The 21,488-nt window shown below is 67.4% G+C and carries 10 protein-coding genes and 1 riboswitch; of the genes, 5 read left to right on the top strand and 5 right to left on the bottom strand.

Annotated features, from left to right (window positions below):
* Positions 1–1,482 (top strand): TolC family protein, encoded by a 1,482-nt coding sequence (locus tag CDN36_RS04015; protein ID WP_287496045.1) that lies wholly within the window; start codon positions 1–3, stop codon positions 1,480–1,482.
* Between the two features lie 129 nt (positions 1,483–1,611).
* On the opposite strand, the gene CDN36_RS04020 is transcribed toward CDN36_RS04015, so the two are convergent.
* Positions 1,612–2,082: a carboxymuconolactone decarboxylase family protein gene (locus CDN36_RS04020; protein WP_502920332.1), complete on the bottom strand. Its 471-nt coding sequence runs from the start codon at positions 2,080–2,082 to the stop codon at positions 1,612–1,614.
* Positions 2,083–2,360: 278 nt separating this feature from the next.
* Between CDN36_RS04020 and pdxR the strand changes: the two genes are divergently transcribed.
* Both pdxR and thiC read left to right on the top strand, forming a co-directional pair.
* Entirely contained in the window at positions 2,361–3,917 is a 1,557-nt protein-coding gene (gene pdxR / locus CDN36_RS04025; RefSeq protein WP_287496046.1) for a MocR-like pyridoxine biosynthesis transcription factor PdxR, read from the top strand.
* A 197-nt stretch (positions 3,918–4,114) separates the two neighbouring features.
* Positions 4,115–4,213, top strand: a riboswitch (TPP riboswitch).
* Between the two features lie 73 nt (positions 4,214–4,286).
* Entirely contained in the window at positions 4,287–6,203 is a 1,917-nt protein-coding gene (gene thiC / locus CDN36_RS04030; RefSeq protein ID WP_150556379.1) for a phosphomethylpyrimidine synthase ThiC, read from the top strand.
* A 135-nt stretch (positions 6,204–6,338) separates the two neighbouring features.
* Here thiC and CDN36_RS04035 read toward each other — a convergent pair whose 3' ends face one another.
* Positions 6,339–7,424: a hypothetical protein gene (locus CDN36_RS04035; RefSeq protein WP_287496047.1), complete on the bottom strand. Its 1,086-nt coding sequence runs from the start codon at positions 7,422–7,424 to the stop codon at positions 6,339–6,341.
* A 494-nt stretch (positions 7,425–7,918) separates the two neighbouring features.
* Here CDN36_RS04035 and paeA point away from each other — a divergent pair, with 494 nt between their 5' ends.
* On the top strand, positions 7,919–9,259 hold the full coding sequence (paeA, locus tag CDN36_RS04040) for a polyamine export protein PaeA (RefSeq protein WP_150556377.1): 1,341 nt from the start codon (positions 7,919–7,921) through the stop codon (positions 9,257–9,259).
* Here paeA and recD read toward each other — a convergent pair.
* From recD to recC, 3 genes are read right to left on the bottom strand one after another with little or no spacing between them, the layout of a single operon-like run.
* The gene (gene recD, locus CDN36_RS04045; RefSeq protein WP_287496048.1) at positions 9,231–11,495 is read right to left on the bottom strand and encodes an exodeoxyribonuclease V subunit alpha; all 2,265 of its coding nucleotides are present in this window, start codon (positions 11,493–11,495) and stop codon (positions 9,231–9,233) included. The two genes, paeA and recD, sit on opposite strands and share 29 nt — an antisense overlap.
* Before the next feature lie 50 nt (positions 11,496–11,545).
* Positions 11,546–15,391 (bottom strand): exodeoxyribonuclease V subunit beta, encoded by a 3,846-nt coding sequence (gene recB, locus CDN36_RS04050; RefSeq protein WP_287496049.1) that lies wholly within the window; start codon positions 15,389–15,391, stop codon positions 11,546–11,548.
* Positions 15,388–18,810 (bottom strand): exodeoxyribonuclease V subunit gamma, encoded by a 3,423-nt coding sequence (gene recC / locus CDN36_RS04055; RefSeq protein WP_287496050.1) that lies wholly within the window; start codon positions 18,808–18,810, stop codon positions 15,388–15,390. Before recC ends, recB begins: the two co-directional genes overlap by 4 nt.
* Before the next feature lie 446 nt (positions 18,811–19,256).
* On the opposite strand from recC, the gene CDN36_RS04060 reads away from it, so the two are divergent.
* Positions 19,257–21,479, top strand: coding sequence for an FUSC family protein (locus CDN36_RS04060; RefSeq protein WP_287496051.1), 2,223 nt, complete (start codon positions 19,257–19,259; stop codon positions 21,477–21,479).
* Positions 21,480–21,488 lie beyond the last annotated feature (9 nt).

Here is a 21,488-nt window from a genome sequence, read left to right on the forward strand (position 1 = left end):
ATGGCAGATGATCGTATGCGCCCGGCCACTTCCGGCTCGCTTGCATCGCGCCTGGTGCCTGCTCTGGTCGCGTGGGCAGCGGCCCTCTTCCCCCTGACGGCACTCGGCCAGGGCTGGAACGACCCGCTGCACGCGATGACGCCACCGCCCTCGGTGGCACTCGACTACGCGCAGGGCGCGGGCGCACCGCCGCCGCCCCCCGCCTCGGCTGTCGCCGACGCGCCGCTGTCATTGCCCGAAGCCGTGAGCATGGCCCTGGCCACGGACCCGCGAACGCGTCAGACCTGGGCGGAATTGCGCGCGCGGCAGGCGCGCCTGGGTGTGGCGCGCTCGGCCTACCTGCCCAATGTGACGGCCGCCGGCAGCATCGCGCGGGTCGGCCAGCGTGTGAGTTACGACGATTCGCCGGAATACGACTCGTCGCTCTATAGCCGCAGTACCGACATTGCACTGAACCTCACATGGGTGCTGTACGACTTCGGCCAGCGATCGGCGAGCGTTGCGCGCGATACGGCGCTGGTCGACGCCGCCGTCTCTTGGCGCAATGCGAGCTTGCAGACGGTATTTCTCGACACCGTGAAGGCGTACTACGAAGCGCAGGGGCGTCATCGCGCGTTGCGCTCGGCGCGCGAAGCCGAGCGGATTGCCCGGGAGAGTTTCGACGCCGCCGCCGCGCGCCTGGCGGCGGGCATCGGTGCTCGCGCGGACCGGCTTCAGGCGGAGACGACGTGGTCGCGTACTCGCTTGGCTACGCTGCAGGCCGAGAGCGCGGCACGACTGGCGCTGGGAGACCTGGCCCTGGCCATCGGCGCGCGTGCGGACACCCCCCTCACACTGGCCCCACTGCCGCCGCTGGGCGCTGGGGTCCGTGACGAGCGGCGCGCCATCGGCCCAATGCTCGACGAGGCGCTGTCCCACCATCCGGATGTGCTCGCCGCGCAGGCCGAGCTCGAGGCCGCTCGAGCCAACGTCGACGTGGTGCGAAGCCAGGGGCGCCCCACGATCTCGCTGGCCGCATGGGCGGACCGGGGCGACACGCCAATCACGCAGGTCACCGCGCGTCAGGTGATCAACAACCGGAGCGTTGGGATTCAGATTTCGATTCCGCTGTTCGATGGCTTTGCGCGCCAATATCGCGTGCGCGACGCCCAGGCGGAAGTCGATCGCCGCCGCGAGACGCTCAACCTGGTCAAGCGCCGTATTGCAGCGGACGTCTGGCGTCATTACGAGGTGTTTTCATCCAGCGCCGACGCATTGCAATTGAGCGCAACGCTGCTCACGCGTGCACGGGAGACCACCGACGTCGCGCTCGGGCGATACAAGGCCGGCGTGGGAACCTTGCTGGAGCTGCTCAAGGCCCAAAACGACCTGGCGGATGCCGAACAGCAGGACGTCGCAGCGTACACGGCGTTACAGACGGCGCGTTTGCAGCTGGCGGCGGATGTCGGGAAGCTGTCGATGGATGCATTGCGGCCGCATTGACTTGTCGCCAATCGGCGGCGAAGGCCAACGGCCGACGTTCGAGAGAATGCGGCCACAGGCGCTCGGCGCTCGCGCTTGAGGGCCGCCGGCGAGACGGCAAGCCCCTTGCTTCCACCTCCCTCTGGCGGGTCAGCGCACGCCCCGCGGCGTTTTCGGCAACGGGGTACGGAACGAAATGGCCAGGCGGTTCCACGCGTTGATCGTGGCGATGGCATACGTGAGGTCGGCAATCTGCCTGTCGTCGTAGTGCGCGCGCAGATCCGCGAACAGGGCGTCCGGCACGTGAGCGTCCTGCACGTTCGTGACGGCCTCGGTCCATGCGAGCGCCGCGCGCTCGGCCGGCGAATAGAGTGTCGTCTCGCGCCAGGCGTCGAGCAAATGCAGCCGGCGCGGCTCGACGCCCAGCTTCAGCGCGTCCGTGACGTGCATGTCGATGCAGAACGCACAGCCGTTGAGCTGCGAGGCCCGCAGCCAGACCAGTTCGACCAGCCCGCCGGGCAGACCACAGTCGTGGAAGTACGCACTCAGAGCGTGCAGCGCTTCGTAAGGTTGCGGGGACGCCGTGGTGTAGTTCAGACGCATCATCAGTCGGTTCTCCATTCGGTTTTCCATCGGGTTCCGGCATGCCGGCATGCCGCCATGCCGCCGGTGGGGCGCGAAGGCGTGGTGCCGCCTCGCCAGGACTCCTCGCCGGGGCACCTTGTCGGGGCACCTCGCCGCGATCACCGCGTGATTGCGTGAGCGTGCGAGCGCGGGACGAGGACAACGATACGGTCGTCTTGTCCTATCTGGAAGAGCCAAAATCGAATAAAATCGCCAGGCCAACCGAGCCATGCCGGGATGCTCCCCGCGCGGGCCATCCAGCCAGGCATTGCGCCATGTCCGATCACGCCAGTCATACCCACTCGCCCGCCGTTGCCGCACTGCATCTGGCGCAGGCCGCGCATACGGCCGGTGTGCCGACGTATCGCGCGCTCTACGAGCGGATACGCGACGGCATCCTCTCCGGCAAGCTCGCCCCTGCGGCGCGACTGCCCTCGACGCGTGCGCTCGCGAGCGAATTGGGCGTGGCGCGCGGCACCGTGGAAGCCGCATACGAGCGGCTGGTGGCCGAAGGCTTCGTGATCGGACGCGGCGCGGCCGGCAGTCGCGTCAATCCGCAACTCGACGCTGCCCGGCTCGGCGGCGCCGCCAAGGCGCTCCCAGCGCCCCCGGGCCAAGCGGTGAACGGCACGGCTGGCACGCCCGCCATCGTCGAAGACGCACCGCGTGCGCCACACCCCGCCGAGAACCCGAATCATCTTCCGCTGAACGCGTCCGGCATGCCGCTCCCGCTGCAAAACGGCATGCCCGCGCTCGACGAGTTCCCGCGCAAGCTGTGGGCGCGCCTCGCGGCACGTCACGCCCGTCATCTCGCGCCCGAAGGCCTGCACTATCAGGACGCCACCGGCTGGGCGCCGCTGCGCGAAGCCATCGCGGGCTATCTGGCCATTGCGCGCGGCATTCGCTGCGAGCCCGGGCAGATCGTCGTCACCGCCGGCTATCAGGGAGCGCTGACGCTGATCGCGCGCGTGCTGCTACGCCCCGGCGACGCCGTATGGTGCGAAGACCCCGGCTATTTTCGCGCGCACGAGGCGCTGCGCATGGCAGGCGCGACGCTCGTGCCCGTGCCGGTCGATCAGCAGGGCCTCGACGTTGCGGCCGGCGAGGCGATTGCCCCGCACGCGCGGCTCGCGGTCGTGACGCCGTCGCACCAGTCGCCGCTGTCCGTCACGTTGCCGCTGGCACGCCGCCTCGCGCTGCTCGCCTGGGCACAGGCGCGCGACGCGTGGATCATCGAGGACGATTACGACAGCGAATTCCGCTACACCGGCGCACCGCTGCCGGCACTCAAGAGCCTGGATGGCGGCGAGCGCGTGCTCTACGCGGGCTCGTTCAGCAAGGTATTGTTTCCCGGACTGCGGCTCGGCTATCTGGTGGTGCCGCCGGCGTTGTGCGATGCGTTTGCCGCCAATGCGGCGCTCGCCGCGCCGGCCCAGGGCTGGATCGAGCAGGCCACGGTGACGGATTTCATCACGCAGGGGCACTTCAGCCGCCACATCAGGCGCATGCGTCAGCTCTACGGTGAGCGCCGCGCGGCGCTCGCCGGCGCGTTGCGCACGCACCTGGCCGGTCGCATCGAACTCGCGCAGCAGGCCGGCGGCATGCACCTGCTCGGCTGGCTGGACCCCACACGCGGGGATCGGGACATCTGCCGCGCCGCCCTGCGGCACGGACTCGCCCCCGGGGCGCTGTCGTTTTTCCGCGTCGCACGGACGATGCCACCAGCGCTCGTGATGAGCTTCACCAACGTGAGCGAATCGAGCGCCGCCGACGTGGCGCAGCGCCTCGCGCGAGCCTTCGACGACGACGATCGCCGTCGGCCCGCCCGGTGACGCCGCACGCACGCCGCACGCAGGCCGCCAGCATGCCGCGCGAACACGGCGGCGGGACGGACAGCCGCCGAGACATTCCCCTCGTTGGCAACGCGCCGGACGAGCATGTCATGCCGCGGCGCACCATGGCCCCGTTCACGTTTTTCGGGACACATCGCGCTTGTGCTGGTCGGCCGAGTCGGTGTATCGTTGCCGCAAAGCTAGCGCAGGGGTCCTGCAACGTGAGTTGTGGGTGAGAAATACCCTTAGAACCTGATCTGGATAATGCCAGCGCAGGGAGCGTAGAAGTTACTCGCCCCCGTTCATGCCCCTGAGCCGCTTTGCGCCGAATTTGTCGGCGTCAACACGTGCCCCGCCAGGAGACATTGCATGAACGCCAATCCGAAGTTCCTCTCAGCCAACGCGCGCGTGGACGAAGCCGCGATCGCACCGCTGCCCAATTCCCGCAAGATCTACGTGAGCGGCTCGCGTCCCGACATCCGCGTGCCGATGCGCGAAATCTCGCAAGCCGACACGCCGACGAGCTTTGGCGGCGAGAAGAACCCGCCGATCTTCGTCTACGACACGTCGGGGCCGTACACCGATCCGAACGCGAAAATCGACATCCGCTCCGGTCTGCCCGCCCTGCGCGCCGCGTGGATCGAGGAACGCGGCGACACCGAAGCCCTGCCGGGGCTCACCTCGGCCTACGGCCGCGAGCGCGCCGCGGACGCCGCCACGGCAGATCTGCGCTTCCCCGGCCTGCACCGCACGCCGCGCCGCGCCAAGGCTGGCAAGAACGTGACGCAGATGCACTACGCGCGCCAGGGCATCATCACGCCCGAGATGGAATTCATCGCGATTCGCGAAAACCTGCGTCGTCAGGAATACATCGAGAGCGTGCGCCGCGCCGGCCCGCAGGGCGAGCGTCTCGCCAATCTGCTCTCGCGCCAGCATCCGGGCCAGCACTTCGGCGCGAGCATTCCCGCCGAGATCACGCCGGAGTTCGTGCGCAGCGAAGTCGCGCGCGGCCGCGCCATCATCCCGAACAACATCAACCACCCGGAATCGGAGCCGATGATCATCGGCCGCAACTTCCTCGTGAAGATCAACGCGAACATCGGCAACTCGGCCGTGACGTCGTCGATCGGCGAAGAAGTCGACAAGATGACGTGGGCCATCCGCTGGGGCGGCGACACGGTGATGGACCTGTCGACCGGCAAGCACATCCATGAAACGCGCGAGTGGATTCTGCGCAACAGCCCGGTGCCCATCGGCACGGTGCCGATCTACCAGGCGCTCGAAAAGGTCAACGGCAAGGCCGAAGAGCTGACGTGGGAAATGTTCCGCGACACGCTCATCGAGCAGGCGGAACAGGGCGTCGATTACTTCACGATCCACGCCGGCGTGCGTCTGGCTTACGTGCCGATGACGGCCAACCGCATGACCGGCATCGTCAGCCGCGGCGGCTCGATCATGGCGAAGTGGTGCCTCGCGCATCACAAGGAGAGCTTCCTGTACACGCACTTCGAAGAGATCTGCGAAATCATGAAGGCTTATGACGTCGCGTTCTCGCTCGGCGACGGCCTGCGTCCCGGCTCGATCTACGACGCCAACGACGAAGCGCAGCTCTCCGAGCTCAAGACGCTCGGCGAGCTCACGCAGATCGCCTGGAAGCACGACGTGCAGGTGATGATCGAAGGCCCGGGCCACGTGCCGATGCAGCTCATCAAGGAGAACATGGATCTCCAGCTCGAGTACTGCGACGAAGCCCCGTTTTATACCCTTGGCCCGCTGACGACCGACATCGCTCCCGGCTACGACCACATCACGTCGGGCATCGGCGCGGCGACCATCGGGTGGTACGGTACGGCCATGCTGTGCTACGTCACGCCGAAGGAGCACCTCGGCTTGCCGAACAAGGACGACGTGAAGGAAGGCATCATCACGTACAAGCTCGCAGCGCACGCCGCCGACCTCGCCAAGGGTCACCCGGGCGCGCAGATTCGCGACAACGCGCTGTCGAAGGCACGCTTCGAATTCCGCTGGGAAGATCAGTTCAACCTCGGTCTCGATCCGGACAAGGCGCGTGAATTCCACGACGAGACACTGCCGAAGGACTCCGCCAAGGTGGCGCACTTCTGCTCGATGTGCGGGCCGCACTTCTGCTCGATGAAGATCACGCAGGACGTGCGCGACTACGCCGCCAAGCAAGGCATCAGCGACGAGGCCGCGCTCAAGCAGGGCATGGAAGTGAAGGCCGTCGAGTTCGTCAAGAGCGGCGCCGAGATCTATCGCCGCACCTGACGGGAGCAAGGCGCGGCCGGTTCGCCGCGTGCGCATGAAGCAACGCCCGCGTCTGTGCGGGCGTTGTTGTTTCAGCTCAAGCCGGTTCGGGCGCGCCCTGCACGAAGGCACGGGCCTGGCCAGCGGTGGGACGACTCACGCATGCCTTTGCGCATCGGGCGTCGTGGCGGCCTCGGCCGTCGGCACGCCACGCGCGGTGAGCCGGTTGCGCAGCCGAAGCGTGGCCAGGCTGGGCCGCAGCGACGAGATCGACGTCGCCAATGCCGTGAACGCCGGCGTGTCGGTCGCCGGCAGCTTGGCGGCGCTCACCACATCACGATGCCGCATGCCCCAGTGCTGGTCTCCCAACTGCTCGATGCCGAGCGCGCACCGCACCCATTCGTCGGTGCCGAGGCCGGCTGATGCCGGCAGGTCGTCGCGCACGCTCGCCTGGTGCATCGGCATGGCGTCGGAGAAGGCGACGCGCAACATCCACGCGGTCGCCGCCGACGACGGCAGTTCCCGCTGGCTCGCCTGTAGCCGTGCGTTCACATCGCGAAGAAAATCCTGCGCGCTCTGGTGCACCTGACACGCGTGCGTCCACGCTTTCTTGCCGACCAGCCCCGACTTGCCCGTCCAGCGCCGCGCCGTGTCCGCCACCGCGCGCGTGACATCGTTCAGACCGACCTCGAACGGCACCGTGGCGTTGCGCCCACCCATGCCGAGCAGCGCCCCCTCAATGACCGACGCGCAGATCTGCGCGCCTTCGCTGCGCGAATCGGGCATGGCGACGGGGTGATGGGCGAAGTCGCCGCCATTGCCGCGGGCGTTGCCATGTCGCTCGCCTGCGCAGACGAAGAGGGTTTGCAGCGCCGACGGGCACAACACCGCCTTGGCTCGCGCGCGGCCCTCGGGATCGAGTTCCGCCATCAGGACGGGAAGCAGATCGCCCGTTTCGGCAAGCGCCGCGGAAGCCCCGGCGCGGTTCACCGGCGTGCGCTCCGGCGTCTTTTGGGACGAGACTTTGCACAAATCCTCGCAAAGCTCGGCGCTCGGAAGGCATGTCCGCGGCTTGCACATCTGCCGCGCGAGCGGCGTTCTCGCGCAGCCTGCCATGCTGTTGGTCAACCGTAGCAGCGCAAAGCGCTCCCACTGCACCTTGTCGCGAGCATGATCGAGACCGCCCAGATCGGGCTTGGTCATGTTGACCGGACCGATCGGATAGTTGTGTACGCCGTTCATGAGTTCCTCCTCGGGAAGCCGTGTGGCGCGGCGATTGCCGCGGCTTCGACCGCATGTCGAAGCGGGTTCACGATGCCCGAGCGCCGATGCGGCGATTATCGGTTCTGCGCGACCGAATGCGCGGCAGGTACGCGCCACCGCCCGGAAGTAGACAGGTCGTCCGCCCGGTCATGCCACAGACGTGCGGCAACGCAACGGCGGCGCAGGGAGGGCATATCGGCGTGCCCTGAAGTTATGGCATGCTATCGGACAAGCGATACAGCCGACGGCTGACGCACCCCGCGATCCCCGCGGAAGGCGTAGGCGGCAGAGCTTGCTCGCCGCACACGCCGGGCCCGGACTTCTTTCCGGTCCCCAGCCCGAAGGCATCTCAAAATGATGGCCTCGCCGGCCTTGTTTTGAAATGTCTCCTGTCACCGGCCCTTCCGTCATTCGGGCGGCGCCGGCCTACGTCGCTGCTGTGCGCCCGCTTTCGTACATACAGGGACATCGATATGAGTGGTTACGGCTTTCTTTTCAGTATCTTTTTGCTCGTGTTGGCGAGCGCTTTCTTTTCCGCCTCTGAAATCTCTCTCACGGCCGCCAAGCGCACCAAGCTTCAGGTGCTCATGGAAAAAGGCGACGCGCAAGCGGTCAAGGTGCTCGCACTCAAGGAGCAGCCCGGCAACTTCTTCACCGTCGTGCAGATCGGCGTGAATGCGGTCGCCGTGCTGGGCGGGGTGCTCGGGGAGAGTTTCCTCACGGGTTATCTGTTCACGTGGCTCTCGCCGGTGGCCGACCAGGCGCTCGCGCTGCGACTCGCGGGCATCGGCTCGTTCCTCTTCATCACGATCGCGTTCATCCAGTTCGCCGACCTGATTCCGAAGCGGCTCGCGATGGTCAATCCGGAGCGCGTCGCGATGGCGATCATCGACCCAATGCTGCTCTGCCTGAAGGTGCTGCGCCCGCTCGTCTACGTCTTCAACGGCGTGGCGAACCTGTTCCTGCGCATCTTCAAACTGCCGACGCATGCCATCGAGAACATCACCTCCGAAGACATCGCGGCCATGGTCGGGGCAGGCGCGCAGGCCGGCGTGCTGCGCAAGCAGGAACTGCATCTGATCGAGAACGTTTTCGAGCTGGAGTCACGCACGGTCAGCTCGGTCATGACCTTCCGTGACGACGTGGTGTACTTCACCATTTCCGAGGACGAGCGCAGCATTCGCCAGAAGATTACCGAGAGTCCGCATTCGAAGTACCTGGTGTGCCGCGACGAAATCGACAACGTGCTCGGCTATGTCGACTCGAAGGACCTGCTCCAGCGCATTGCGAGCGAAGACCTTTCGAGCGTGATCCGGAACCTCGATCGTCTGTATGCGAAAAAGCTGCTCGTGATTCCGGACACGCTCAATCTCTCCGAGGCGCTGGCGCGCTTCAAGGAAACCCGTGAGAGCTTTGCCGTGATCATCAACGAGTACGGCCTCGTGGTCGGCGTGGTCACGCTCAACGACATCGTCGGCGCGCTCATGGGCGACGTGGTCCACCCTGCCGACGAAGACCAGATCGTGCAGCGCGACGAGCATTCGTGGCTCGTCGACGGGGTGACATCGGTAGAGGATGTGAAGAAGGCGCTCGATATCGACGAGTTGCCCGGCGAAGGCGAGTACGAAACCATCGCCGGCTTCATGATCTACCAGCTCAAGCGAATTCCGAAAAAGTCGGAGGCCACCGAGGCGGCCGGCTACAAGTTCGAAGTGGTCGACATCGATAATTACAAGATCGACCAGTTGCTTGTCACGCGGCTGGGCTCCGTCGCCGAGGCCGTCATCACGCCTGCGGCGGACGAGGCGTCGTAGCCAGCACCTGCGCGAGCCGGTCGGTCAGCCCGCCATCGCGCTGCGTCGGCCGTGCGATGGCCGACGCGATCACTTGCCAGGGCGCGCAGACCCACGCCTGAGTGCGCGCCCGCGTCACGCCGGTATAGACGAGCTCACGCGACAGCACGCGGCTCGCCTGCTCCGGCAGCACGATCGCCACGCGCTCGAACTCCGAGCCCTGAGACTTGTGGATTGTCATCGCGAACGCCGTTTCGTGCGCCGGCAGACTGGCCGGCGAATAGAGACGATAGCCCCCATCCGGCGTTGCGAACGCCACGCGCAGCGCCCCGGACGGGCCGAGCGGCAACGCAATGCCGATATCGCCGTTGAACAGATTCAGTGCGTACTCGTTCTGCGTGATCAGGACAGGCCGCCCCGCGAACCAGGCGCCCGCGCCGGCGCCGAGAGCCACGCCCGCACGTCGCGCGAGCAGCGAAGTGAGTTGCGCGCCGAGAAACTCGACACCGCGCCGCCCGCCCCGCGTCGCGCACAGCACGCGGAACTGGCCGAATGCCGCGAACACCGGTCGCGCGACCATCGCGACGTCGGCCGCCGTGGCGGCGGCCGGGTCTCCCAGTTGGCCGATCGTCGTGACGGCCTGCGCCAGCGCATCGAGATACGCGGCGTATCCGTCGGCCAGTGCATTCAGATTGGCCGCCGACAATTGGACGCCGCCATCCTCGCTCAGCAGTACGCGGTCCCCTGCTGCGGGCGGTGGCGAAACGGCAGGCGGCGCAAGCGATGCCGACAGGCGCGCGGATGCGGACGCGGGCGCTGACGCCTCGGCCACCGTGAATTCCTTGCGCGCCTCAATGACCTTGCCGGCCTTGATCGCCGTGGCGAGCCGCCCGATGGCGGAGTGCGAGCCGAAGCGATAGTTGCGCTCGAGCCAGACCACCGTATCTTCGAGTCCTCGCGCCGAGGGCGATGCCTCACCGCCCGCCAACGGTCCCGGCGGTGGCGGTTCGCCCTGCGGCCAATCGAGCGCTTCGAGCAGCCGCGCGCGCATCTCGGGCGAGAACGAGCGGTGTGCGCTGAGTTCCCCGAACACCGCCCCCGCCTCCACGGCGGCCAGTTGATCCTTGTCGCCGAGCAGAATCAAACGCGCGCCGTCCGGCACGGCTTCGAGCAATTGCGTCGCCATCGAAAGATCGATCATGGACGCCTCGTCCACCACGATCAGGTCATACGGCAGCGGATTGCCCGCATGGTGGCGAAAACGTCTGCCGACCCGCTGCGCCGACTCCGGCAGCACGCCGAGCAAGCGGTGCAGCGTCACGGCCGCTTCGGGCAAGGCCCGGCGCACCGTCTCGGGCAGGTCTTGGCGCGCCGCGAGCGCCTCCTGCATGCGCTGCGCCGCCTTGCCGGTCGGGGCGGCCAGCGCGACGCGCAAATTCGCGTCCCGCTCCAGCAGGCACGCAAGCAGCCCGACCACCGTCGTCGTCTTGCCTGTACCCGGACCACCGCTGAGCACCACCAATGCGCGCTGCAACGCCAGCGCTGCCGCGGCCATCTGCCAATTCGGTTCGCGCTGGCCGTCTGGACCGACGAGCATGCCGTCACCGAAATAGCGACGCAGGCGGGTGCGGTCTTCCCGCGTGAGCGGAAGCTGCCCGCCGGCCGTCAGCTTGCGCCCGAGCGCCGCCGCAAGACGCGCCTCGTAACTGTAATAGCGCGCCAGGTAAAGACGATCACGCTCGTCGAGCAGCAAAGGGAACGCGTCGAGCTGCGCGTCGCCCGCGAGCGCGAAAGCGAGGTTCGCCGGGGCGCAGAGGCCGCTGCTCAACAGCGCGTCGCGCCAGACTGAGAGCGCAGGCGCATCGCCGGGAAACAGTTCGCCGCTGGACTGCGCGTCGAGCAGATTGCCGAGCGGCACGCATACGTGGCCTTCGGCCGTGGCAAGGCTGACGGCGAGCGCCGCACGCCAGACATGTTGGCACGTGGTGGCGTCCGCGCCGCGCCCGCGCGCGAGCAACGCCATGCGCCGCGCGAAGCCCTGCGCGAGCCGGACGACGCCGCTGTCAGCAAGCGGTGACGCCCCGGCGCCGCCGCCGGGACCGGTCCGGCTGCTCTCGGTGTTCTGGCGGCTCCGGGCGCTCTGGCTGCTTTGATCGCTCCGGCTGCTTTGATCGCTCCGGCTGCTTTGATCGCTCCGGCTGCTTTGATCGCTCCGGCCGCCCCAACCGCCGTGGCCCGTGAGAGAGGCATCGCTCATGGGGGTCCTTGAATTCCCGGTGCCCGTGGCATTTCCGCCGCGCGCGTCACTCATGCATCCTCCCCGAGCACGTCGCTCTTGCCGCCCTGCGCGTCGAGCGACAACGCTTCGGCCAGGGCGTGGTTCTCGCCGGCGGCGAACAGGCGGTCGAGCGCGTCGATCATTTCGTGCGTCGGCTTGTCGAAGAACACGCCTGGCACTGCGTCACCGGCCAGATGAGCTCTCGCCCAATCCGGCCGGACGCCACGCACGAAGAGATAGAGGCTGCCCGCCATGTCGCGGTCGTAGTCGTAGCCGGGCAGGCGGCGACGCAAATAGCGATGCAACGCCAGCGTGTACAGCAGGTACTGCAGGTGATAGCCGTGCTCGGCCATGGCTTCGCGCAAGCCGTCTTCACCGTAATTCTCGGGCGCCGTGCCGAGATAGTTCGACTTCCAGTCCAGGATCCACCACTTTCCGTCGTGGCGGAATACGAGGTCGATGAAGCCCTTCAGATAGCCGCGCAGTACGGTGGCATCGAGCGGGAGGTCCGGGTAGCCGAATTGGCGCAGTACACCACGCAGCGCGTCGAGCGAGACCGCGTCGGCCGGATACGTGAACTCCATTTCGGTGAGCCGCTCGGACATCGCGACGTCTGCCAGTCGCAATCCGGGACGCAGCGGTGTCAAGACCGTATCGGCAAGCATGTTCATCATCATCGCGCGCCAGCTGTCGTTGTGCTCCGCGCCACGGCCCGGCGGCCGCTCGCGCAGCGCCCGCGCCACGGCATGCGGCCATTGCGCGGGCGCTTGGAAGTCGGCCAGTTCGAACACGCGGTGCAGGCTTTCACCAGCGGCCGGGCCGCGCGGAAAACGCAGGATGTCGTCGGCTGGCGGCCACGCATCGTCTGCCGCCGGGGGCAGCGCAAACGCGGGCCCCGCATTGGCCTGGGCATCGTAGTCGGGGCGCGTGCGTTCCGGCGCGCTTAGCTGAGCGCCTCCCAACTGCGGCCCCGTGTGCGCCGCGGCCAGCAGACCGGAGAAGCTGCCGATGCGCCAGACTTCGCGCAATGCGCGCGTACTCGCGCGCGTCGTCAGTGCAGGCGGTGCGTCGTGCGCGACGCGCGTATCGGTATCGAGCGCGTCGCCCATTGGCAGCGCGGTGATCCCGATCGGGCCGCCGGCGAGCGCTTGCCACGCCGCACGGATCGTCGCAATGCGCTCGTCGGTGTCGAGGGTCGGCGAGATCCATGCGTCGAAGGTCATGCCGCGTCCGGCGGCAAGCCAGTTGAGCATCCCGGCGCAAGCTTCCTTCACGCTCCTTCGCGATGAATAGATGCCCGCCGCAAGATAGCAGCGGTAGACGGCGCGCGTGAGCGCCACGTACAGCAAACGCGCCTGCTCCGCCGATTGCTCTCGCCGCAGCGCAACTGCGGCCGGCGATCCCTTGGCCGCAGCGTCGGTGAAATCGATCACGGCTGTCGGGCCGTCGTGGTATTCGAGCCCGTCGAGGCCGCCGCCATCGCGCACGGCGCCATCCCAGAGAAACGGGCAAAAGACCACGCCGTACTCGAGTCCCTTGGACTTGTGGACGGTGACGATCTGCACCAGGTTCTGGTCAGACTCGAGACGCAGTTGCGCCTCTTCCCCACCGCTCGCATTGCGCTGCGAAGCCAGCCAGCGCAACAGCGCCGGCATGCCGGGCTGCTCGGCCCAGCGCGCCTGGGCCAGTTCCGCGAGATGCATGAAGTTCGTCAGACGCCGCTCGCCACCCGCCTGGGCGACCAGCCGTGCGGCCAGCCCCAGTTCGCGCATCAGCGTGCGCCACATCGCGGCGAAGCCACGTTCGATCCAGAGCTGACGATACCGTTGCAGTCGCTCGATCCACGCAATCGCTTCGGCGTCGGACGCTTCGCTCGTCTGCATGCGATAGAGCGCCGTGGCGTCCAGGCCGAACAGCTCGGTGGCCAGCGCCGCGCGCAGTGCGCGCACGTCGCCCGGCGACTCGACGGCACGAAGCACGCGCAGCAGCGTTTCGGCCTCCTCGCTGGCGAACACGGAATCCTGTGTGAGTTCCACGCTGCCCACGCCGTGCTCGGCCAGCATCGCTTTCATCAGAGCGCCCTGCCGATGCGTCTGAACGATCACGGCGATGTCACCCGGCGCCAGCGGACGTTCGCCGATGCACACGTCAGCGCGCGACGCCCCCGCCAGCAAGCGCGCCACCTCCGCGGCCGTCGCCTTGGCACAGGCTTGCTGCGCCTCGTCTTTCGGCAGCGGTTCGTCGTCCGGCAGCCACCAGACCGTCAAATCGGCAACGTCGCGCACATCCGATAGCGGCGCGCGGTGCCGTGACCCCGGACGCACGGGCGGATACTCGAGTCCGTCCAGCACGAAGGCCTTGTCGTTGGCGCCGAACAGGCGGTTGCCCGCTTCGATGATGGCCGGCGTCGAGCGCTGATTGACGGCAAGCGTATACGCCGCGTCGGCGTTCTCGCGGGCTGCCAGATAGGTATGGAGGTCCGCCGCCCGGAAACTGTAGATGGCCTGTTTGGGGTCGCCCACCATGAACATCGGTCCGCGCCCCTCGTCTGCGGGTGCGGTGACATTGCGTTGCCCGTACACCGCACTGAAAATCGCGAATTGCAGCGGATCGGTATCCTGGAATTCATCGATCAACGCGCACGGATAGCGCGCGCGCAGCGCCTGCGCGAGGTCGGGATGCTGCGCAAGCGCTCGCGCGATATTGCCGAGCAAGTCGTCGAACGACACCACACGCAACTCGCGCTTGCGCAGCGCGAGTTGCCCGGGCGCCTGCGTCAGCCACTCTCTCAGGATGCGCAGCCATTGGATGGCATGGCGCTCGTCCGCGTCGGCGCGGGCGCGCACGAGCACGTCGGCCATCTCGAAGAAGCGATGCGCAGGGGGCGTCTCGCCCTTCCTGATGTCCTTGGCGAGGCGCGTGGTAGTGAGCAGTTCGGCCTTCGGGCTCAACGGCGCGCCGAAGTCGCCCGCGCCCAGATAGCGCTGCCACGCGGCTATCGCCTCGGCAAGCGACGTCTCGTGATAGACGTTCTTCTTGTACGCCGGCAGCGCCGTGCGCAACCGGTCGGCGATCGAGGCCGCCTCGGCTTCCCAGCATGCGGACGCCTCGCGATAGGTGGCGAGGAGCGTCTCGTCTTGCAGCGTCTGTGCGTCCGCTTCCACCGCCGGCGGCCAGCGCAGCGCCGACATCGGCTTTTTCAGACGACGCGCCAATTGATCGGTGAGCGTGCCCGGTGAGCGCTTTCGGTCGACCAGCCATGCGGCAAAACCGTCGTCCCGGGCGGCGAGCGGCTCGACTACCCGGCGCCAGAACTCGATCGCCAGATCGTGCCGCACGCCGTTGTCGTCGGGCACCAGCTCATAGGCGAATGGCAAGCCGGCCGCGAAGGGCACCTCGGCCAACGCACGCTGACAGAAACCGTGGATCGTGTGGATCGACGCCTGATCGAACCCGCGCAGCGCCGTTTGCAGGCACGAACGAATCGCCTTGGGCGTCATGTCGGCTCGCTCGACGAGTCCGGCGATCATCACGGTAAAGAGCGGATCGTCGCTCGCGTCGGGATCGAAGTCCAGGAATTCGTCGTCCCCTTCGCCGCTGCCCGATCCCTCTGCGCCATGCTCATCATCGAAGACGGGGGTCAACGCAGCGACCAGCCCCGCCAGACGGGCGCGAATGCGCTCGCGCAACTCGGCCGTCGCCGCGTTGGTAAAGGTGACGACGAGGATCTGCTCGACCGTCAAGCGCTTCTCCAGCAGCAGCCGCACGTACAGCGCGCAGATGTTCCAGGTCTTGCCCGTCCCCGCAGACGCCTCGATGAGGCAAACGCCATCGAGGTCGCAATGGAACACGTCAAGGTCGATGAGCTGCGTCATGCGCCCTCCACGCGTTCGAGATGTTGCATGAGCGGGCCGAAGGTGGCGGCAGCCAGCAAATCGAACGGCGATGCCAGTGGGTCTTCCACGCCCCGCCAGAGCAGACGCGTGTACGGATCGTCGGCATCGCCCCGCGCGAAGGCCGAGCCGTGCCAGGCGCTCTGCGCCTCCGTCGGCTTGCCAGTGCTCGCGAGCTTCCACGCACTGCGCGCGAAGAACGGCAGCGGACGCGTCTGCCCCAGTCGATACAGCGCCACCCATTGCCCGAGTAACGTTACGGCGTCGTCGACGGGCTTCAATGCGAACGTTTCGTCTTCGCCATACCAGAGCGTGCGCGCCGCAATGTCCGCGCCCGCGTGCTCCGGTTGCTGAAGATGCGCACACAACGCCAGGTGCGAGAGCCACGCGGCGAGCAAGTCGCTCGCGCGCATGCTGCCGTACCGATACATCACGAGACCATACCGCGATACCGGTGCGAGGCGTCCCTGCAGCAGGCATTGTGCCGACAGCGTTGCGTCTGCGTGCCACATCGCTTCGGTCGACTCGCACCATGCGGGTGGCAGGGTCGGCTCCAGCGCGAGTGTGACCAGCAGCTCCTGGGTGCCCTCCGCCTGTGCCTGGCGGACCTGTGAGGCCAGCGCCCGCAGCCCACCCAGCTCGCGACGGCGCCAGACGGCCCCCGTGGCGCCGCCCGGCAACTCGTGGCTTACGCTGGCGATGCGCTCGACGAGCTCGGCGTGGGCGCGCGAGTCGACGTCAATGCCATCGTGGCGCAGCAGACGCGGCAACAGCCGCGCGGCCACCGCGTCGCGCCCTGACCAGTCGAGCACGAACGGTTCCTCGTCCTCCACCTCGGTGAGTACGTCGCCCAGCGAAAGGCCGAGTCGATCGCGCGCCCACGCCCGCCCGGGATGGCGCCAGAAGCGCAGAAGGTCGTCGAGCGTGAGATGCGTCTGGGCGAGGGCCGGCAGCGCTTCGCGCACGAACGGCCCTGCCGGTGCGTCGGGCGTCGGGCACGCAAGCTGCTCCGCGAGCTTCCGTGCGGCCTCGCCGTTGGACACGTCGTAGCTGTACAGCGACGCGTCGCGTCCATCGAAATAAGCAGGGGAAAACGGCTGGAGAGGATGCAGCACGACCAGCCGGTCGCGCGCCGCACGCTGCGCTTCGAGCGTATGGCCCCGGGACATCGGCGCGAGCAACTGGCCGGTGAAGTCGAGCAACTCGTCAACCGCGGTCGACGGCGGCAGCGGCGCGTTGTCGCGCACGCTGCGCCCGGTGTAAGCCAGGAGAAACCGGTCCTGCGCGCTCAGCATCAGATCGAGAAAAAGGTTGCGCTCGTCGTCGCGGCGCTGACGATCGCCGCGGTGCGGCAACGCTCGCATCAGATCGAACTCGTCGGCACGCACCCGGCCCGGCAACACCCCGTCGTCCATGCCGAGCATGCACACCACGCGATACGGCAGCAGGCGCAGGCTCGGGATCGCGGCAAAGGTCACGCGTCCGGACGGAACGCCGCCGCGCGTCGGGTCGTCGAGCGCGTCGGCGAGCACCCGGGCGACCACGGCCACGGGCACGCGGACCTCGGGTGCGCCGTCGGCGATGGCCGAACCGATCTGCTCGATGGCCAGCCGCACTTCGGCAACGTCGTCGGCAAAGCGCGGCTCGTCGGAAAAGAACTGCTCGAGCATCCCGAGAAGCTGGTCGCGCCATGCAAGGCCGGTGCGTTCGGTTTGCAGCGCAACGGCCGCGGCGTCCAGATCGTCGACGAGCCGCGCCAGTTGGCCCAGCAGCTCGGCGCGCCCGCCTTCGATGCCGCCGACCGGAAGCCAGTCGTCCACGGGCAGGGCGTCGTCGGGCAGCGCGTAGCCGAGGAAGAGTCGCATCATCGCGTCTCCGAGCGTGTGACGCTCCAGCGCATGGGGCACGTCCACCGCGTCTCTCTCGCCCGGCGCCTCGTCGCCCGGTGTGCCCCGCCCTTCCAGCCGCGACAGTGCGTCGCCGCGCCAGCCGCGCCGCGCCCCCGCGGCGTGCAGCCAGTTCTGAATCGAATCGAGCGCGTTGCCGCCGAGATCGTAGCGCTGGGCGATCGCCTCCGTGCGGGCCAGCTCGATCAGGCTCGACGCCGCCACGCGCTGCTGCGGCAACGCCAGAATCGCCGAGAACGCACGCGCCACCGGGTTGGTCCGCGTGGGTGGCAAGCCGGTGACGAGATAAGGAATGCGCGGAGTCGCCGTACCGAACACGGCATCGATGAGCGGCGCGGCGCGGCCCAGGTCCGGCACGGTGACCAGTACGTCGTCGGGGCGCAGATCGGGAATCTCGTCGAAGCATGCCAGCAGGCGATCGTGCAGCACTTCTATCTGCCGCGCCAGGCTATGACAGACGTGCACCTGCACCGAGCCGTCCGCGCTCACGCCCTCGGGCGCGCCGTGACGGCCATCGTCGAGCGTGAGAATGCCGTTCTGAAGCGCGGCGAGCAGCGTCGGGGCGGGATTCGGTTGGAACAGCGCGTGGTCCTCCACCGCCTGCGGTGCGAGATCGGCGTAAAGCGCATCGATGTGCGACTGCGTCTGGCGGCCCCACTCCGCCAGCAGCGGGTGACCGACTTCCCGATGCGCCGCGGCGCCGCGCTGCGCGAGATACGATAGCCGCGACGGCGGCACGATGTCGAACCAGTAGCTCTCGCACGGATTGAGCACGTACAGGTGCACGTCGATGAGGCGCGACATCGCCTTGAGCAGCGCCATGGAGAGCGGCGGCATCGACGACAGCGCGAAGACCGACACGCGCGGCGGCCACCCCGGCGGTACGGTCTCCGGCGTCAACTGCCCGATGCGCTCGATCGCACGCAGCGTCGGGTGGCGCTCGCGGATATCCAGATGCGCCAGCACCTGTCGCCACAGTTCGCTCTGCCATGCCTCGTCGGCGCGTTGCACGTCGCCCCAGCCGGCGGCCGTCCCCGGGTCGATCCTCGCCCCGGACTGCCAGCGCTCCAGCCAGTCCGGCCGATACGTCAGGTATTGGTCGTAGATGTGTGCGAGCCGCTCGGCGAGTTCGAAGCGCATGACGTCGTCGGCTTCGGAGAGATAGCCGGCGAGCCGTGGCGATGCCTCCGCCCACGGCTGGGCCAGGCATTGATACAGCGGCCAGACAAGCCGGTCCGGCGCAAACGGCGAGCTCTCGGGCACCGTCAGCAGCTTGCCCGCCATGTCCCACAGCCACTGCGCCAGATAGGTCAGGCGCACGTTGGCGCACACGCCGAAGACGTCCGCATAGTCGAGTTCCAGCCGGCGGCGCACCGCCACGCTTGGCACGACGATGGTCTCCACATGCAGCGGGTCGCCGGGCGTGCGCGCGAGATCGCGCAGCAGCGCGGCTTCGAGCGTGGTGAACCGGTTGGAAAAGAAAAGATGGAGCATGCGGTGTGGCGGCTTAGCGAGTCTGTCCGCAAGGATAGCAAATGCCCTGCGGCGCGGCAGATCGGGCAGTTCCGAAAACCTGCCCCATCATGCGTGACGGCGTGCGCGGCGCCGTAGCGCCGTCTCACCGCCAACACCTTGCCAACACGTTGCCGATACCTTGCCAATACCACGCCAATACCGCGCCAATACCACGCCAATACCGCGCAGATGCGGCCAGTGCCGCGAATGCCGCGAACGCCACGCCACTGCGGCGCCACCGCGACAGCGGCCGGCAGCAACCCGGCAGCGGCCCGACGGTCGCCCGACGGTGACTCCACGATAAGCCGCTTGTCACCGGCAGTCTCCCCTCTTCGCGGCGCGCGGGGCATCGGCTAGACTCTGTCTGCGCCGCGCCTACCCCATCGCGCGGCCGGCTTTGCTGCGGAACCCCTCGCCCCCGACGCATGGACTACCAGACCGACATCAAGAAGTTCCTATACAGCCATTACTTTTTCAGCGGCACCCGGCAAGCCGTGGGCGTCGTCATGCCCGCGCTCGTATTGTTCTGGGGGATGGACCAGCATCTGCTCGGCATCGAAGTCGCCTCGGGCGCGCTGTGCGCGAGTGTGGTCGACATCAACGGTCCACTGCGTCACAAGCACACGGAACTGCTCAGTTGCACGTTGCTTGGCGCGCTCACGGTGCTCATCACCGGCATGGCCACCGCCGCGCAGCCGTGGCAGCTCTGGCTCACCACGCTGATTCTCACCTTCGGGCTGTCGATGCTCGTGATCTACGGCTATCGCGCCTCGCTCGTGAGCTTCGCGTGCCTGATGATGATGGTGCTCAACGTCGAGGCCGATCTCACCCGGCATCAGGCTGTGCTGGACGCGGGCGCCGTGCTCGCCGGCGGGCTGTGGTACACCTATTTCAGTCTGGTCGTGTGCCGCGTCTGGTGGTTTCGCATCGAACAGCAGACCCTCGCCGAGTGCTTCTTCGTCACCGCCCAGTATCTGGAGGCCAAGGCCGCGTTCTACGACACTTCGACCGACATCGACGAATGCTACCGGCGGCTCATCGCCGCGCAGGTCAATGTCGTGGAAAAACAGCAGGCCGCGCGAGAGATCATCCTGCGCAACCTGCCGCGGCTGCGCACCGGCACGCTCGAGCCGCGCCGCACGATGCTTTTCAACCTGTTCATCAACATCGTGGACCTGCACGAGGTCGTGGTGTCGGTGCACACGGATTACCCGATGCTGCGCCGCGAGTTCGCCAACAACGACGTGCTGCTGTTCTTCCGCGACATGATCCGCAAGATCGCGACCGAGGTCGATGCCATCGGCTACGCCATCGCGACCAACGAGCCCTCGCGGGCGCAGCGCAGTTGGCGTGCCGAGTTTCGCGCCATCGAGTACGAGATCGAACTCATGCGCAAGCAAGGGCTGCCGCAGCGCGAGCCCGAAGCCTATCAGGCGGTCACCAGCACATTCCGCCGCGTCTGGAGCAGCACGCGCGTGGTCGAGCGCATGCATCGCAACACCAATCTCGCCACGGCCGGAGCGGCCACCGAAATGCAGATCGACCAGGCGCTCGTGCGCTTCACGTCGCGGCAGAGCTATTCGCCGAAACTGCTCTGGAAAAATCTGACTTTCTCCTCGCCGAGCTTTCGCCATGCCCTGCGCGTGACGATCGCCATCACAGCGGGACTGATCATCTGCGAGAACTGGTCGTTACTGGCCGGGCAGGCCCACAGTTACTGGGTGCTGCTCACGATCATCGTGATTCTCAAGCCCGGCTTCAGCCTCACGAAGCAGAAGAACGCACAGCGGCTGACCGGCACGCTCGTGGGCTGCGTGAGCGTGCTGGTGATCCTGGCGTTCGTGCACAAACCGTGGGTGCTGCTCGCGCTGATGTTCTTCTGCATGGTCATGGGCAACAGCCTGTCGCTGTTCAACTACGGGCTGTCGGTCGTGTTCATGTCGTCATACGTGCTGCTGCTGTTCCACTTCCTGTTGCCCGGATCGCTGTCGGTGGTCGGGGAGCGGGCCATCGACACGCTGATCGGCTCGGCCGTGGCGCTGGTGTGCTCGTACCTGTTCCCCTACTGGGAATACCGGCTCATGGGACCGCTCATCCGCAACGCGGTGCAGTCGACGCGCGCCTACCTCGAGTCTTGCGCCGGCCGCGACGGCAAGCGCGACGACTTCGCCTATCGCATGGCGCGCAAGGACATGCACATCGCCTTCGGTAATTTCGGGGCGGCGTTCAAGCGGATGATGCTCGAACCGAAGTCCAAGCAGGTCTGTGTGGGCGAGCTCAACGATCTGCTCGTGCAGAACCATGTGATGGCGTCATACATCACGGGCCTGGCAGACGTTTTGCCACGTCAGATCGCGGCGGACAAGAGCGGGGAGTTGGGGCAGGTGGTCTCGGCGATCAGCGACCTGCTCTCGCAGGCGGTGGCGGCGCCGGCGGCATCGGTGCCGACCGATGCGCAGGCGGCCAGCGAAGCGATGCGCGACTACACGCGACGGCTCGACGCACTCGTCGTGGCGCAGGAGCAGCAACCCGACGCCTCCGAGACCCATGTGCAGGAAATGAAACAGGTGGCGCATCAACTCAAGCAGATGCTGCGGGCGGGGGAACTGATCCTGCGCGACATGCGGGCCATCCGCCTGCCGGCGTGACGCCCGCCT

The organism is Pandoraea sp. CB10b_02 (genome assembly GCF_002216225.1).
GTDB lineage: Bacteria > Pseudomonadota > Gammaproteobacteria > Burkholderiales > Burkholderiaceae > Pandoraea > Pandoraea nosoerga.